Annotated in this window: 13 protein-coding genes; 8 read left to right on the top strand and 5 right to left on the bottom strand. The window is 47.2% G+C overall.

Annotation, left to right across the window (positions count from 1 at the left end):
- Positions 1-25: 25 nt before the first annotated feature.
- Positions 26-1216: a class I SAM-dependent rRNA methyltransferase gene (locus tag GVJ32_RS14985; RefSeq protein WP_159240894.1), complete on the bottom strand. Its 1191-nt coding sequence runs from the start codon at positions 1214-1216 to the stop codon at positions 26-28.
- A 110-nt stretch (positions 1217-1326) separates the two neighbouring features.
- Positions 1327-2550 (bottom strand): methyltransferase, encoded by a 1224-nt coding sequence (locus tag GVJ32_RS14980; RefSeq protein WP_159240893.1) that lies wholly within the window; start codon positions 2548-2550, stop codon positions 1327-1329.
- 191 nt (positions 2551-2741) lie between these two features.
- Here GVJ32_RS14980 and GVJ32_RS14975 point away from each other — a divergent pair, with 191 nt between their 5' ends.
- The 6 genes from GVJ32_RS14975 to feoB all read left to right on the top strand — a co-directional run bounded on the left by GVJ32_RS14975 (position 2742) and on the right by feoB (position 8226).
- Positions 2742-3647 carry an MbnP family copper-binding protein gene (locus GVJ32_RS14975; RefSeq protein ID WP_159240892.1) on the top strand — a complete coding sequence of 302 codons (906 nt, stop codon included), beginning with the start codon at positions 2742-2744 and terminating at the stop codon, positions 3645-3647.
- 8 nt (positions 3648-3655) lie between these two features.
- Positions 3656-4831: a methanobactin export MATE transporter MbnM gene (locus GVJ32_RS14970; RefSeq protein WP_159240891.1), complete on the top strand. Its 1176-nt coding sequence runs from the start codon at positions 3656-3658 to the stop codon at positions 4829-4831.
- Between the two features lie 3 nt (positions 4832-4834).
- Complete coding sequence (locus tag GVJ32_RS14965) at positions 4835-6025, top strand: hypothetical protein (protein WP_159240890.1); 1191 nt, start codon at positions 4835-4837, stop codon at positions 6023-6025.
- 110 nt (positions 6026-6135) lie between these two features.
- Positions 6136-6375, top strand: a complete 240-nt coding sequence (locus GVJ32_RS14960) for a FeoA family protein (RefSeq protein WP_159240889.1) — start codon at positions 6136-6138, stop codon at positions 6373-6375.
- Entirely contained in the window at positions 6372-7004 is a 633-nt protein-coding gene (locus GVJ32_RS18255; protein ID WP_200841439.1) for a FeoB small GTPase domain-containing protein, read from the top strand. Before GVJ32_RS14960 ends, GVJ32_RS18255 begins: the two co-directional genes overlap by 4 nt.
- Positions 6946-8226: a ferrous iron transporter B gene (feoB, locus tag GVJ32_RS14955; protein WP_200841438.1), complete on the top strand. Its 1281-nt coding sequence runs from the start codon at positions 6946-6948 to the stop codon at positions 8224-8226. Before GVJ32_RS18255 ends, feoB begins: the two co-directional genes overlap by 59 nt.
- 327 nt (positions 8227-8553) lie before the next feature.
- Here feoB and GVJ32_RS14950 read toward each other — a convergent pair whose 3' ends face one another.
- On the bottom strand, positions 8554-10608 hold the full coding sequence (locus tag GVJ32_RS14950) for a TonB-dependent receptor (RefSeq protein WP_159240888.1): 2055 nt from the start codon (positions 10606-10608) through the stop codon (positions 8554-8556).
- A gap of 103 nt (positions 10609-10711) precedes the next feature.
- Here GVJ32_RS14950 and GVJ32_RS14945 point away from each other — a divergent pair, with 103 nt between their 5' ends.
- Both GVJ32_RS14945 and GVJ32_RS14940 read left to right on the top strand, forming a co-directional pair.
- Positions 10712-11152 (top strand): BlaI/MecI/CopY family transcriptional regulator, encoded by a 441-nt coding sequence (locus GVJ32_RS14945; RefSeq protein ID WP_159240887.1) that lies wholly within the window; start codon positions 10712-10714, stop codon positions 11150-11152.
- Between the two features lie 43 nt (positions 11153-11195).
- A complete protein-coding gene (locus GVJ32_RS14940; protein WP_159240886.1) occupies positions 11196-12095 on the top strand; it encodes a M48 family metalloprotease in 900 nt (299 codons plus the stop codon).
- 252 nt (positions 12096-12347) lie between these two features.
- On the opposite strand, the gene GVJ32_RS14935 is transcribed toward GVJ32_RS14940, so the two are convergent.
- Positions 12348-13055 carry a YcnI family protein gene (locus tag GVJ32_RS14935; RefSeq protein WP_159240885.1) on the bottom strand — a complete coding sequence of 236 codons (708 nt, stop codon included), beginning with the start codon at positions 13053-13055 and terminating at the stop codon, positions 12348-12350.
- A gap of 146 nt (positions 13056-13201) precedes the next feature.
- Entirely contained in the window at positions 13202-16537 is a 3336-nt protein-coding gene (locus GVJ32_RS14930; protein ID WP_435808091.1) for a response regulator, read from the bottom strand.
- Between the last annotated feature and the right edge of the window lie 468 nt (positions 16538-17005).

Raw genomic sequence — 17005 nt, 5'->3', positions numbered from 1 at the left:
ATTTAGGCTAGTAGAACCTCTGTAATTACACGCGGGAAATTCGACTTAACACAGCTTTCAGATAGCGGGTTTCCGGTATTGCTGAATGTACTGGGTGGTCGGCCCCCTGCATACCTTCTGCAAGAATTTGCGCATGACGATCAATATGGCGAGCAGACGCGCGCACTAAATCTAGCATTTCTTCCCGCGGCATATGCATTGAACATGAACCAGAGATGAGAAACCCATCGTGGTTTAGTAGACGCATCGCCATCTCATTGATACGGCGGTAAGCCAGAATCCCTTCCTTCTGATCTTTTTTGCGTTTTATAAATGCCGGCGGATCTACAATAATGATATCGAAGCGCTCGTCGGCTTCTTTTAGAGACTTAAGTGTGGTGAAGGCATCACCTTGAACGGTACTGAGTTTGTCGGCGACGCCATTGAGCTCGGCGTTCTTATGCACCATATCTAATGCGGTTTCGGATATGTCAGCGCACCATACATCGCTTGCACCAAAGACTGCAGCCTGCACGCCAAAGCTGCCCACATAACTAAAAACGTCGAGTACGCGCTTACCTGGGGCAAGGGCACGCAGCCATTCACGGTTGGGGCGTTGGTCGTAGAACCAGCCGGTTTTTTGGCCTGCCGCCAACGGCGCTAAAAAGCGTACGCCATTTTCAATAAGCTCAACTTCATCGGGTACCTCGCCATAGGCGGTAACCACTTCTAGCTCCAAGCCTTCTAATTTGCGAACTGGCGAATCGTTGCGCAGTAGAATCGATTGCGGTTGTAGCATACGTACCAAGGCTTCAATAATAATGTCGCGCATGGCATCCATGCCGGCGGTGTTAAGCTGCACAGATAAATGATCACCAAAGCGGTCAACAACGAGACCGGGTAGTAAATCGCTTTCGCCGTAAATTAAACGGTAGCAGGGGTGCTCATAAAGTGTTTCACGCAGCGCGAGTGCCGACTTGATGCGTTTTTTGAAAAAGTTAACATCGATGGCGCGCTCGTCATTGCTTAATAGTCGAGCGCAAATTAGTGACTGTGGGTTCACGTAGGCTAGGCCAAGGTCCTTGCCTTGCTGATTTTCTACGATAACGTGCTCACCGGCGGCAAAATTGCGCAGCGGAGTGGCATTACTGTCGATTTCATTGCTGTAAATCCAAAGATGACCGCTGCGCAGACGTTTGTCTTCGTTTTTGGCTAGGCGGAGGCGTTGCAGAGTCATATTGGAATCTCGATGGCGGTGGGGCTAAAGCGGGCATTATCCCTGATTGGCGCGTGGGGTGAAATACATTACAGGTTTACGTATGACAATTACTGGTTGGCTCAAAATGCCTATGCTTTCTCGGCTTGAATTAACAGGTTTCTAGGAGTGAGTGAGGTAGAGCAAAATTCGCTGAGGGTGCAGTGATATTGGTGTTCTTGTAGAAACAGCACACTGTCTAAGACGCAGTGCAATTCGATGGCGCGCCGAAACGCCATGCGAACAAGATCAATACGCTCTGCGGTTTTCAGTAATTGCCAGCCTACTTTTTCATAGTCAGCAAGATGGCTGGGGATATTAATGCTTAGCGGCTTGAGCTTAAGCACGGTAGCTAACCAATCACCAAAACTGGCTTTGCTCCAGTGCTGTGCCGTTGAGGGTAGGGGCGTGTTGGCGGAAATACCCTGCTTATCTAGTATCACACGCAAGGCTAAATAACGCGCTTGTAATTGTCTTCGAGCTGCGGTTTCACCGGCGCGCGCGGTATGGGTTTGTCTTACTGCGGTGCGCAAATCGTCGTTGCTAAAGCGAAGGCCGCTGTTTTGCATTTGTGGCGAGAGATTGTGATATTTGCCGTCGTTAAAGCGATGGTAACAGCACGGTGAAAAGCTGAGGCGTCGGCTGTTGCTGGCTACGGCAGTTGTTAATAGTCGTTGGTGAAGAGCGCCGCAGGCATGCAGTGCCAGTACTTGCATTGATGGGTTTAGGTAGGCAAATACCTTATCGCTCAGTACGTCACAGATGACGACCTTGCGTTTGAGTTTGGTGTTTTCTGCCCGCTGATTACCCTCTGATACTAGCGCTTCGTCGATTTCTAGGCCGGTGGCGTCTAGTCCGTAACGCATCGTTAAGGCTTCGCTCAAATAGCCTTTGCCACTACACCATTCAATCAATGGCGTGTTATTGATACGCGCAGGGCGTGTTGGTTCTTCTTGCTGATCTGAGAATTCGGACAGCGGGTGCGCGTTTATAAATGCTTGGATTTGCTGCCACTTCCTGCCGGGAATACCCGCTGGTGGTTCACATGCATGATGTTCTGGTGACGGGGTGAGTGAGATAAGGTGGAGTAGCTCAGTGGCGGGTGGAAAATAGGGTGCTAACGCAGTCAGTAAATCTCGATCATTTGACTGTAGGTGGTTAAGTTTGTCATCGGTAAGGCCAAACAAAAAAGTGAGTAGTTCCGGGTAGTCGTCAAATGAGCGCGCAGTAATATTGTTATAGGCGTTGTAACGCCACAGCGCTTGGTGCTGTTTCAATAGGGCGTTGAGCTGCAGTGCGCTGTGTGAGAAGTTCATGGAGCTCAGTGTAATCGATTTAAAAATGCTCCTTAAGCTCTTTACTGCGCTCTAGTTAGATAATTTTCGAGTCTTAATCTTGCGATGAAATCACGCTTTCTATTCGTTGCAAGGCTAGCTGCGACAAATAGTCGCATTCTCGCCGCGTAGTATTGCAGCTAATATAGCGACGACTTTCTGAGGGCACATAAATGAATTTATTAGCAAAGCTAGGATTGATTACCTCTACATCATTGGCGATTTTGGCTTGTGGTGGCGGTTCAAGCGGCGGTGGCGGAACCGGTGCGGCGACAAGTGAGATCAGTATTCCTTTTACTGCGCGTGCCAATGGCACTGAAATAAAATGCGGTGCGCAGCTTAGTGGCTTAGGTAGTGATTCCGCATCAGGAACTATTCGTGGCTTTGCTTTGTATATTCATAATGTTGTGTTGATTAATAGCGATGGCACAGAGCTGCCATTTACACTGGACGATAACGATTGGCAGAGCAGTGGTGTGGCGTTGTTGGATTATCAAGACAAGCTGGATAGCTGTGGGAGTGATACTGCGAAGCCGATTAATAATAAGCTTATAGGCAGTGTGCAAGGCGAACTCATAAATGTAGATCGTATACGTTTCACCGTTGGCGTGCCTAGCGAATTGAATCACGAGGACGCATCTGCTGCAGTGACGCCGTTAAATCGTACGGATCTGTTTTGGTCGTGGCAGTCTGGTTACAAGCATTTACGTATGGATGTCGCCCCAGATGGCGGTGTGATAAAGCCGGATAATTCAACAACTACAACATGGAATATTCATTTAGGCAGCACCGGTTGCGAGGGAAATCCGCAAACTGGTGAAACCGTGAGTTGTAGTGCAAATAACCGCCCGACTATTGAATTAGATATTAGCGATATTGCTAATCAACAGATTGTTATTGATTACGGCAAGCTTGTTGAGAATAGTGCATTAATGAGCGATCAAGGTGGTGCGCCTGGGTGTATGTCTGGCCCGACAGATTTAGATTGTCCAGCTATTTTTGACGCACTCGGTATGGGCCTTGGCGACAATAGCGATCCAACCGAAGGCCAAACCGTGTTTAGCGTTGAGTCACTTTAGAGCATAGTATGACAAAATATTTTGCTTTGGCCGCGTTTGCGGCCATTTTCGTTTCAGGATTGTCTGCATGTGGCGGCGGTAGTGAAACCCGATATCAAACTGGTGGCAGCTCAGCTGAGCGTCAGTTTGACTGGAATCTTCCTGCGCATATTCCTTTGCCGATTGTTCCTAGCGAGAACCCGGTTAATGAAGCGATGTTTGAACTAGGTCGCCACTTGTTTTACGAACAGCGGTTGTCCGGCAATGGTAGCCAGTCATGCGAGTCTTGCCATCATCAAAATATGGCGTTTGCCGAGTCCTTGGAACGCTCTATTGGCTCCACTGGCGAGCTGCATCCACGCAATGCCCAAAGCTTGGTAAATGTGGCGTTTAACACCACTTACACATGGGCGAATCCGGCGTTAGTCACATTAGAACAGCAAATTTTAGTGCCGTTATTTGGTGAGTTTCCTGTTGAGCAAGGCCTTAACGAAGATAACAAAAACGCTGTATTGGCCGAGCTAGACGCCGACCCCATATATCAACAACTCGTTGGTGAGTTAGATAGTGGTGGTGATAACGACGTGCTGAACTTTAATATTATTGTTAAAGCCCTGGCGACGTTTGTGCGCGGCATCAACTCCTTTAGTAGTGACACTGATCGCTACGAGAATGGTGAGGCGAATGTAATCTCAAATGCGGCGCTCAAAGGGAGAGAATTGTTTTTTAGTGAGGATTTGGAGTGCTTCCACTGCCACGGTGGGTATAACTTTACTGATGCCACTGCCGATAGCAGCCAGTTATTTGTTGACACGCCTTTCCATAATACGGGTCTTTACAATCTTGACGACCAAGGTGCTTACCCTGAAATAAGCCAAGGGATTATTGAAATTACGGGTAAAGCTAGCGACATGGGTAGATTCAAAGCGCCGAGTTTGCGCAATGTAGCCCTTACTGCGCCGTATATGCACGACGGCAGTATAGCGACGCTTGAGGAGGTTATTCGCACCTACGCAGCGGGAGGTCGTAATATCAGTAATGGGCCGAATACAGGGGATGGGAGAGCAAACCCGTTTCGCGATGGCTTTGTGTCTGGTTTTGACATTAGCGAAGACGATATTCAAAACCTGATTGCCTTTTTGGAAAGTCTCACGGATTTTGAGCTCATCAACAATCCTCGCTTTGCTAATCCTTGGGAAAATTAAGTAATGAAGAATTACACATTCTTTCTTGTTGCTTTGGCACTCAGTCAAGCGGCTTTTGGTCATGAGCTTAACACTGACGACACTCCCTTAATCGAAACGGGATTGGCGGTATATTTGTCTTATAGCTATCGCGACAAAAACTATGTGGCGCCAAATAGTGATTGGCAAATTCCTGGCGCTTTAATGGGGGGCGAAGCGCTACCCGTGGAAGACGATGCCGCATTAGATGATGCAACGGCGGATTATCGCTATGCTTTTAGTCCCGACAACGGCATTCAGCTCAGCGCAGAAGCGCATGGTGGTCACGGCGAAACAGAATTTAAATTTGCCCATTACTGGTATATGTATCAGTGGCGATTCGACGACAGCAAGCTGCGACTGGAGGTGGGGAAAATGTTTGCGGCATTCGCTCCCCATGCGAATTGGCACGCCAGCCAAGATGCGTATAGCGAAGCAAGCTTAAGCGGAGACATTTTTTGGGGCCGCAGTCTAGTCGATACAGGTATTCGTGGCAGCCTACAAAGCGGCGCATGGCATTACGGCGCAGAGCTTTGGCGGGGTGATAGCTGGCTTGCCGACAACGGCCATGCCGGCGATGTTTTCGCTCGGTATAGCGGTAAATACCGCAGCCTTAAATTCACACTAGGCGGTTGGCTGCTTAGTGCCGAGGCAGAAAAACGTAGAGACACCCGCTACTTTGGCGGGCATAGCCACGGCAACGTGGTGGTCAGTAGCAATGACGCCTATTTTTCTGGTGACATTTTAGCCGGTGGGTTAGACGCGCAGCTGGATATTGCCGTCGGCCATCAAGACACTCTACAGCTCGACCTTAGCATTACACAGTTAGAGAACGATGGCGTAGTTGTCGATTCGCAACGTCAAGCATCGCTGAATAGCGAATATCAATCGACTCAGTTAGGCGTTACGTGGCGGCGCGGTCGCCATGAGGCTAGCTCTCGTTATGAAAGCTTGTCATTAGACAATAGCTTGAGCGGTTCTGCCGCCATATTAGTAGGGCGTGCGACCAGCTTAGATAATCCCCAGGGCATTGATCCTAAGCGGACAACGGTCAGTTACCGCTTTCATTACAATTCTAATCTGACGCTTCGCACGGAGTGGGTAGATGAGGCCTTTGGCAATATTGATCAGCAGCGCTGGGTTGCGGGTTTTGTGTTGCGCGGAATTTTCCAATAGCTCGGTCTTGAGCTACGTCAATTAACTTGCCACGACATTCAAGTTGGCGTGGAGATAAGCTCCTTAAGCGAGTATAATGCGACTAATTATCATTTCCATCTGAGTGAGTTATGAACCTGTCCGAACTGCCTAAAGGCGGCCACGCTACCGTGCAGGCTGTTATAAACAGTAGCTCGGACGACCCCATCGCGTTGCGTATTCGCGAGCTTGGTTTTGTCGCGGGTGCAAATGTGCGTGTCATTGCTAAAGGCCTTTGGGGGGGAAACCCCTTGGTTGTGCGGGTCGGCAATACTCGTTTCGCATTGCGAAAAGAAGAAGCACAGCGAATTCAGGTGGTGGAAAATAAATGAGCCGCGCACAGCCAAAGATGCATCGTATTGCGCTGGTTGGTAATCCCAATTGCGGTAAAACGGCGCTGTTTAATTTACTAACGGGTAGCAGGCAAAAAGTTGCGAACTACGCGGGTGTGACCGTGGAGCGCAAAGAGGGTCTGTGTCCTATCGACAGTCAGACTAGCGTACAAATTCTTGACCTGCCTGGGGCGTACAGTCTCGACTCCACCAGCCCCGACGAAGCTGTAACACGAGATGTGTTGCGGGGGGAGTACCGAGGCGAGCCTCAGCCCGAAGCCATTATTTGTGTTGTGGACGCCACTAATTTACGTTTGCATTTACGGTTTGCACTAGAGTTAACGGTTCTCGGCCTGCCGATGATTGTCGCCGTAAATATGATGGACAGCGCGCGACGTCAAGGTCTACATATAGATATTGCTAGCCTGTCTGAAGAGATGGGCATGCCCGTAGTTGAAACCATTGCCGTGCAACAGCAAGGTGCTATGGCATTGCGTGAGCAGTTACAGCAACAAGCTTGGGTAACGTGCGCCACTCGATTACCCCGATCCAGAAGCGCGCTATCAACGAGTGCAAACGATATTGGATCGCTGCGTTACCCATACACGGCAACATCGCAATTTAGATGATCAGTTAGATTCACTGCTGTTACACCCCGTTCTCGGTATGCTTGTGTTGGCAGGCGTATTATTTTTTATGTTTCAGGCGGTGTTCGCGTGGGCAGCACCGTTGATGGACGGTATTAGCTTTGTGATAGAAGCCGTCGGCAAGTTGCTTACGGCATCTATTCCAAAAGATTCCGCACTGTTTAGTCTTGTTAACGATGGCATTATTGCGGGTTTAGGGAATGTCTTGATTTTTTTGCCGCAAATCTTAATTTTGTTTTTATTTATTTTACTATTAGAAGAGTCGGGGTATCTCCCTAGGGCAGCTTATCTACTCGATAAATTGATGTTCCGTGCAGGGCTCACCGGTCGCGCGTTTATTCCATTGTTATCAAGTTTTGCCTGTGCCATCCCTGGTATTATGGCTACGCGCAGTATTCAAGATCCCAGAGACCGCCTAACAACTATTCTGGTTGCTCCGCTGATGACCTGCTCGGCAAGGTTGCCGGTATACACCTTATTAATTGCTGCTTTTATTCCTCAGCAGCAGATTGCCGGCTTATTCAATTTGCAGGGCTTGGTGCTATTTGCACTGTATTTTGCGGGAATTATCAGTGCCTTGTTGGTTGCCTATGTGATGAAAGCCGTGCGCCGAGATAAAAATGAGCACGCACTATTGATGGAGTTGCCGGCATATCGTTTGCCCAACCCTAGGGACATCGCCATCGGCTTGCTGCAGCGAGCACAAATATTTTTGCGCAGGGTGGGCGGTATTATTTTGTCGTTAACGGTATTGCTTTGGTTACTTTGTACGTTCCCGGCGGCGCCGGAGGGATTTAGCGGCCCGGTCATTAATTACAGTTTTGCCGGTCAGCTAGGGCAGCTGCTCGCATTTATATTTGAGCCTATTGGTTTTACTTGGCAGATTTCAATCGCCTTAATTCCTGGTATGGCAGCGCGGGAAGTGGCGGTTTCAGCGCTCGGTACGGTGTATGCCATGTCGGGGACTGAAGAGGCTGTTAGTCAACAGCTTGGTCAGCTAATCGCGCAACAATGGAGTTTACCCACTGCGTTGTCATTACTGGCGTGGTTTGTTTTTGCCCCCCAGTGTATCTCTACCTTGGTGGTGATTCGCAAAGAAACCAATTCTTGGCGAGTAATGGCTTTTGCTATTGTGTATTTATTTGGGCTTGCTTATATCGCATCTTTCTCTGCCTACCATATTGGCATACTGCTGTTTGGATGAGGTGATTTATGGCATTTACAATACTGCAATTTTTTATCATCGGATCGCTGACTGTTATAAGCCTGTGGCGAACAGTTCGTTATTACTCGCCTAATCGCTGTGACAAAATATTACATCGCTTGGCAAAATATCAGCTCTTTACGGGGCTTGTTCAACAATTAAAATCACNCAATGCCAACGGTGCTTGTGGAGACTGCAATGCGTGTAATAAACCTTCAACGCCACTACAAAATCAAGATGTGCTACATTTTATTGAGATTCGAGAGTGACGTAGTAAACCTACGCAGACGGTTTTGCGCAATGCACATTCCTATTTTCTTGGCGAATTTAAAACGCATAGCCCACAGATAGCCGAACCGTTCGTGGTTCAATGACATGATAGTGAGTGTCGTCGCTGGCGATGGTTGTTGGTTCACTGGCTAAGCGTGAACCATAGTAGTAATCAATGTCGTGATCATTGCTGTCGCTTAAATTTAATACGTCAGCTTTGAGGGTCCAGTCTGCGACACGGTAACCTACTCGTAAATTCCAAATAGCGCTGGGATCAGATTTTACTGAGGCATCTTCAACCAAAGGTCGCTCGCCGAAATACCGCAGCCTAAGACTACCGAACCAGCCGTTGTTAAAGTCCGCATTCAAGCCCGCTTGAAATACATGCTCAATCGCGCCAGGAATATGATTTCCTTCTGGGGCGGAGTCGCTAAATTGGGTATCGGTGTAGGCGTATTCAATATCAAGGCTGAATTGCTCAGAAAAGTGGTAGTAGCTGGTCAGTTCTATACCTTGGCGCTCAGACCCTCGAGCCGCCTCAGTGTTGCCAGCATCGCCGACGAACAATAATTCGCTATCCAGTTCTAGCCGCCACAGAGCGACAGAGGTGTTAATACGGTCACTGATAAAACCACGAACACCCACTTCATAACCTAGCGAGCGCACTAAGGGGTCTACCGAATTGACCGCACCGCCATCACTGGGGTCGATCTGAATGGTGGTACCGCGCGCATCGTTGGAATGAAATCCTTGGCCGGCAGAAACATAACCTTCCCATTCATCATTAAAGGTATATACCAAACTTGCTTTTACGGACGACAGGTCGTCATTTGCGCTACCACTATTCGGGGCGAGGTTGACGCCATTGGTATTGATACCTGCGCGATCATCGACCTCAAAGTCGTAGTAATCGTAGCGAACGCCAATAACGCTACGCAGCTGGCTACTCCACGTTACTCGGTTTTCCCAAAACAATCCGGCGCTGAGTTCGTCTACTTGGTCGCTGCGTATTGTTCCTAGTCGGCTTCGCGCCTGGGTATGGTAAAGCCCGACTTCGTCGATGTCGTCGACTCGCAATTCTACGCCAAGGCGATTTGTCATAGCTCGTCCAGCTAGCTCACTTGCTGCAATATAGCTAAGTTGTCCGCCATAAATGCGGCGATCATCTACTTGTTCAAATTGGTCACCATTCACTTCGTCATCCAAAAAATAGGTGAAGTTGGACCACAGGTTTAAATCGTAATCGATAAGGTAGGCCGAGCCCTGCCAGCCTGCTTGTTGCCAATTCACATTCACGCTATAGCGGCTGGATTGGCCTCCAACGGTGTCGTCGATAGAGCCCAATTCGTCGATAATACCTTGCTGTACAGCTCTTGAGGGTATTTGGTCGGCGCTGTTCCACGAATTATCATAGGCCATTAACGCAAGGCTGAGTTGGCCATCCGACAAAGCCACAGTCTGCTTTAGCAATAGATTAAGCTTGTCTACGTCTTCTTTAATATCTGACCATGGCCCGTCATAGCGATTCGCTTCAAGTGCAAAGAGTGTTGTGCCTGCGCTAGATTGCACGCTGTTCATTGCTAGCAGTCGAGAGTAGTTGTCTTCGCCGAAGGTCGCCTCAACAAGGCCGCGTTCTAAGGTGTTTGCGGTGGTAATTTGGGCACTGCCAGCGCCACTGAAATCGCCTATGTCCGCATAGTACGCGCCCTTTTTATAGGCGAGTTGTGAGATAGCTTCGGGGATGAGAAAGTTGAGATCAGTATAGCCCTGACCGTGACCGTGGGTTCGCATATTGACCGGCATGCCGTCGATAGAGGTGGCAAAGTCTGAGCCATGGTCTAAATTGAAGCCGCGCAAAAAGTACTGGTTGGCTTTGCCGGTGCCACTGTGCTGGGTAACGACCATGCCAGGCACTAATTCCATTACTTCCCCAGTACGTAGCAGAGGTCGCAGTGCAATTTCTTTTTGCCCTACAATTCCCTCAGATGCCGATACCGCCTCGCCGACGAGGTTAATTAGTCTGCCCTCTACGATGACTGTTTCAATATCGCCCTCTGCCGCAAGTACCTGATTGCTGAGTAGCATCAGCAGAAGCCAATTTGATGTTTTCATCTCTTTATCTAATCCTTATTATTAAAAGCCACGTAGAACAGACCGTTAGCTAACCATGCTGTATTCTGCAGCCCTATTCAAAAACCGATAAGGGATCGGCTTTATGAAAAACATTCGCGACGGCGTTAGTCGGTTGCTGCAACAGCGAGGTTTAAGGCGAAAGCCCCCAACACTTGGTGCGCGAGAGCTCGAGGTGATGAAAATACTCTGGCGTGGCGCGCCGCTTTCTGCCCAAGCGGTACTGAGCGAGATCAGCCATGACGACATTAGCCTGAGCACCATGCAAAGCACGTTGGAGCGCTTGAATAGAAAGCAGCTTATTGCGAGAGAAAAATCAGGACGTTTTTATCTTTATCATGCGGTAGTGAGTCAGAGCGGTATTATTAGTCAATTGTTAGGAGAGATCTCTGAGCAGATTGGCGATGGTAAAATGGCGCCGATGATTTCTGGTTTTATGTCATTTATAGATCAAGAGGCACCTGAGTCATTCGCCACTGAAATGAGAGATGCCATTCAAAAAGTACCTGCCGATAATGATGATTGATGTTTTAATTTCTTTAGCGAACGGGCTCTTTGCCTGGACAATTATGGCGGTTTTATTGTCATGGATACTTGCGGGGGCTTACCCTTTTCTTGTTTACTCATCAAGCAAGGCAAAAACCAATCACGCCGCTCTATTCACATTTATTTACGGGCTCATTGCGCCAGCGTCAGCGACTATTAGCTTGGTAATACTATCATTGCCTGCCTTGGCATTTCCGTTAATTGCCGATCATTGTCATGATGTAATTTGTGAACCTCATGTTCTATACATGCATACCAACACCGTTGAGGGTGTGGTAACTATCGCCGCTACTATTACATTTGTAACAGGTATTTTTATTCTAATGGCCGCGCAATTATTTCGTGGCCGGCGACAACTTCTTGCCTTGAGCCAGCTATCTGTAACAAGCTCTACCTCATATCGCATAGTTGATAGCAAGGAGCATCTTGCATGGTGTGCTGGGCTTTTGCGCCCCATTGTTTATCTATCCCAAGGACTGCTCAATGACCTCAGTGCGCAGCAGGTGCGTATGATATTGTTACACGAGCTAAGCCATGCGATACGACGAGATAATTTACGTAAGTGGCTTATTCATTGGGCTACCGTAGTATGGCCTAAACATCGCAAAGATATGATACGACGTAGGCTGTCTAGTCTTCACGAACGAATTTGCGATTTGACGGCTGCTAAGGCGGTAGGTGATAGCGCAGAATTGAGTAATATTGTTGAGAGCTTAGAGCAATATCAGAGTGTCAAAAACGGGAATGCAATTCACCGTAATGAATTTCAATTACGAGTAAATACGCTTGATTATGAATATAGTGCAATTAGTAATAGTAGTGACTGCTTTAGGGTGGGAGGATTTGTTGCTGCGCTATGGTTTGTGCTGACCATAGCGGCGATTCATTTTGGCCACCCATTTTTGGAGTGGCTGTCTCGGTAGCAGGCTATAAAGCCTGCGTAAAACGAGGGCTTGTTCTATTAAATTTGGCTCAATCCTAGCTGGCTGGAGGACGAAGCAAGGCTAGTCCATCGGTAGGTTTAGCTAGTGAAGCTGAGCTTGGCGAAAGGCCTAGTTGGCTTAATATACTTGGCTCCGGTGTTTCGCCACCATGACGAGTAGCAGGTTTACCAGAGGAGCCGCCGCAGCCAATTAGCCCTAGTGTGATGACGGCTGAAAGTAATATGCGGTACATTAGTACTTCACCCAAAAGCTTTCATCGGGATGAATTTCACTCAGACTTGAGCTGTCTTCATCCGCCTCAATCAACTCCATGGTAACTGGGTTCGCGCTGTAGCCTGCGCCGCCTTTCCAGACAATTTCAGCATCTTTGAATATGCCCATATCGTGAAGGTGATCTGGCGCCGTATATTGATTCCAGCCTAAGTGTCGAGTTGGGTAGACAAACACTGATGGTGCGGGTAGCTCAGTGCTTTCAGCGCTACTGTCATGATTATGGCCACCATTGGTGCCAGTCCATGCCGCAACACCGCCGCCAACACAGTACTGGGTGGTAGGGAAATATTGGGTGGTAAATGGAGCATCACTTAGCTTGCCTCGAAAGCTCACTGTATAAATGGTGTTATCCGTTTCAGCGGCGTTATCGCGATTAAAAATTAGTTTACTTACTTCGCCGTTGACTTGTTCAGCCTCAATACCAACAGGAATATTCGCGCTGTTAAAATCGATAAGCGGCTTAACAGACACCATTGTAGAGGGAATTTCAACCTCGACTCGCTCGGTGTCGGCACCATCACAACCGTGCGGGATTGATAAAATGACTTGATAGTAGCTATTTGCATAGGCGGTGCTAGAAACAACTGATACATGGGCTTGAGTTGCGCTAGTAAACAAGGCTGCAGTTCCTATAAGTCCATATTTTACTTTTGATGATGGTCGCACATTTCTTCTCCTTGTTGAAAAACGCAGAGAATTTATCAGTTAAATCAGATTTTGGCGTGAGGCATATTGTCGCAGTGGTTTTTATCACTTATTGACGTTGAAAGGGTGTTGATAACAAATATTGACTCTGCATGGGTGAGAGATTGTTAGGCGAGTTTAGTGTTGTTTGCGATATTGTCTCGCTTGGTAAGGTACTTTTCAAAGCAATCTTTAAGATCTTGGCAATGAATCTTAAACTCGCCATAAAGCTTTTTAACTTCTATTTGGTTGTTGGTAATTCCCGCTTGTTCAAGATTTCTTGCGCAGTGGTTTAATTGCATGCCGTGCAGTTGTCCCGAGCTGCCTTTTACAGCGTGGGCTATCGACGTGATAGCGACAGTATCCGACGTCATAAAGGCCTTATCTAGAGCGTCAACTTGTTCGTTTATTTGTGCGCAGAAAAGTTGGAGTAATTTTTCGAGCACCTCGGGTCGCCCCATGGCGCTCTCTAGCGCTTTGGCGCTGATCCATATTGGTGTCTCAGTTTCAGACTTGCTATTTTCAATAGGTTTTGTAGCGGTCTGAGCGACTGTGTTTGGCTTAAGTGGTAGCCAGTGTTGTAGCTTGGCAATTAAATCCGTTGGTGTGAACGGTTTGGGAAGATAGTCGTTCATGCCGGCGCTAATACATTTTTCTTTATCTCCCGTCATCGCATTTGCGGTTAAGGCAATGATGGGGATGTTACGATAAATTTCACCGGCGTGACCATTTCTAATACTTTTACACACTTGGTAGCCGTCCATCTCCGGCATTTGGCAATCTAGTAATATAAGAGTGTATTGCTCACTGTTATTGGCTTTTAGCATTTCCAATGCTAATTTCCCGTTTGCAGCGACGTCGTTTTTGAACCCTATCTCATCTAGGGTGCAGCGCCCCACTTCTTGATTAACAGGATTATCTTCAACGAGTAGAGCTTTGCACTTGCTAAATGTATTTTCGACTGTGGGGTATGAGTTAGCTTCAGGTTTAATGATGTTATTTGACTTTTCTTTTTGCGTGACGGTGTCGCGTGTCTGCAACGCAAGTATAGACGTGATATCGCTGTGAGATAGTGGTTTTAAGAAGAAGCCATTAACGTCACTCAGATTTAAATTATCGTTGGTGGTTAAGTGATTGTTGCTTGTTAGGGCGATGACGGACTGGTTAAAACTTTTGTGTTGGCGAAGGCGCTTACATAAATTGTTTGTGGCTTGTGCGTCTTGATGGCCAATGTCAAAAATAATGAGGCTCGACGTAATCGAGTCCATTTTGGTAATGAGCGTTTCACTAAAGAGATTTTCGGGATCTATTATTGTATCGACTTTTGCCCCCCATAATTGTAGTTGACGGCTAAGGGATGCTCTGAATTCTGCATTTTGATCAACAATAAAGATCTGTCGATTACTGGCGTTGGGTAGTAATTGCTCCTTGTGGTCAAGGCTGCTTGCATCTTGTAGGCAAACGGTGAAAGTGAATGTGCTGCCTTCCTGATAAGTGCTCGCAACTGAAATGTTTCCGCCCATAAGTTCACACAGATTTTTACATATAGACAAGCCCAATCCTGAACCACCGTATTTCCGAGTGGTGCTGGCGTCGATTTGGGTAAAAGGAGAAAACAACTGTTTTATATCACTGTTTNGAATGCCAATGCCGGTATCGGTAATGGCGCAGCTTAAAATGAGTTTCCCGTTCCTGGTGCGTAAGCCTGCCCGCAGAATGATATTACCTTTAAGCGTAAATTTTATGGCATTTGCGAGTAAATTGATCACAATTTGGCGTAGACGAGCTGGGTCGCCAGACACCCATGTTTGTTTGATCGCGGTTTGGTCAATAATTAGCTCAAGGCCTTTTTCGTGGGCGTACAGAGCTTGGCTGGCAGCAATATCGTCGAATAATTTTCGGATATTAAATACAATATTTTCGAGCTCGAGTTTTCCGGCGTCGACTTTAGAAAAATCGAGAATATCGTTAATTAAACTAAGCAGCGATTGTGCGCTAGTTTTGGCGATATGTATTTTCTTTTTCTGATCCTCATTCAGCGGAGAGCCGTCTAGTAAATTTAGCATGCCTAAAACCCCATTCATTGGCGTGCGGATTTCATGGCTCATTACGGCTAAAAATTCACTTTTGGCATGCACTGCAGCCTCGGCGGTCTCCTTGGCGGCGATCAGCTCGTCTCGTACTTTGCGTCTGCTGTCGATATCTTGTACTGAACCATAAACTCTAATGCAACGGTCTTTATGGAATTCAGCTTGCCCTGTGATGTGTATCCAAGTTTCCCGGCCATTGGCGGTTCTGATTCTAATTTCTTCACTGAAGGGGACGCCGTCTTCCTTTGCCTCTGTAATGGCTTTGTCGAGACGCTGTTGGGAATCGCTTGTGTAATAAAATTCCTTAATACTTTCATTTGTTGGTGAGAAATTGTCGTTTACCTTAAATATTTTTCTCGTCATTTCTGACCAGTACATTTTGTCGGCATTAACAATATACTCCCAAGCACCGACGCGTGCTTGAGCTCCCATTGAGCGCATAAGTGATTGTTGACGCTGCATAATTTCTGCGGTTTTTTTCTGCGCAGAAATATCTTCAATAATAGACCACACGAAAGACCTTCCGGATCCGTCTTTGATTAATAACCCACTAAGCCTGACCGGAAATTCATTGCCATCTTTACGTATATAGTTTCTTTCATAGGGGCCGTAGCGCCCCGTTTTTTGTAAAGCTCGCAGCTGATATTGCTCGGCTTCATCTCTGCTTCTTGCGCCTAGCTGCCAGTAATTTAGGGCAGTGAATTCATCGCGAGTATATCCAGTACTTGCTAGTAGGGTGTCATTTACTTGAAGAAAATTACCTCTATTAAAATCGCTGAGCGCAATGCCGATAGGGGATAAATCAAATAAGCTTTGCAGAAGTAGCGTATTGCGTTGGCGACGATTTATCTGCAGTGAAATAACAATAATCATTGAGTAAATTATTAGCGTAGCCAAACACAAGTAGAGTCGAATGGTACTGGCATTACCGGCTAGCGTTGGCCAGCCATGTTGAGGGATGGCGGCAAGCTCCCATTCTTCGCCTGATGGCATGGCGATCTTAGTTGTGACGGGGTTGAGCGCTTTTGAAAAGGAATCTGTATTGCCGAAGAAAACGCTTGATGAGTCTGCGCTAATTTTACGAATGGCAATATTTAGATTTTCTTCGGTTTTGAGTAGGCCGCTGGCTTCATATAGGCGTTGTAAGTCGATGACCGCTGATACGGTTCCCCACAATTCGGGTGCTTCTTGCGTTCGGCTGTCTAGGGTGACCGGAATACGGGCAATGAGACCTTGGCCGCCTTGAATGAGTTCAAAAGGACCAGAAATAATGGTTTCTTGAGTTTGGCGGGCGCGGAGTAGATCTTTTAATTGATCTGGGCGTTTATGGTAATCAAAGCCGATGGCACTTTCATTGCCATCGATAGGGTACATATATTGCAGGGTAAGGTCTTGCGTGGCGCTAATATTTCTTAGTTGGGCGCTGCCATCGAATAATGGTTTAGCAAATTTTTCAAAGCCTGCTTGGTCAAGGGCGGGATTTGAATATATTGCAGATACCATCGCTTTAGCGGTTTGTAAATTTCCTAATATATTTCCCTCAAGGCGCGCGGCAATAATTTTTAGGGCATTGTCGGTTAGGTCGCGGGCGTGGGTTTTAAAGTTGCGATTATTGACTTGGTCGATATAGACACTGCCAGCGATAATGATGATTGCGGAAGCGAGTAAAATTGATTTTTGCAGCCACTGTATTTTACTAAAGTCGGGACGAAGTGATGTTTTGTGTTGGTCGTCGACCAACTCACTGTGTGCATTTTTCTTTTTTAAACGCGCAATGAAGTGGTTCATGCACTTACTCTTTGCATTTGAATGCGCTCGCAACTTTCCTTTTAAGCTCTTTAT

This window comes from Zhongshania aliphaticivorans, from assembly GCF_902705855.1.
Classification (GTDB): domain Bacteria; phylum Pseudomonadota; class Gammaproteobacteria; order Pseudomonadales; family Spongiibacteraceae; genus Spongiibacter; species Spongiibacter aliphaticivorans_B.
The sequence above is the reverse complement of the archived record's forward strand: the minus strand, read 5'-3'. Positions and strand labels throughout refer to the sequence as shown.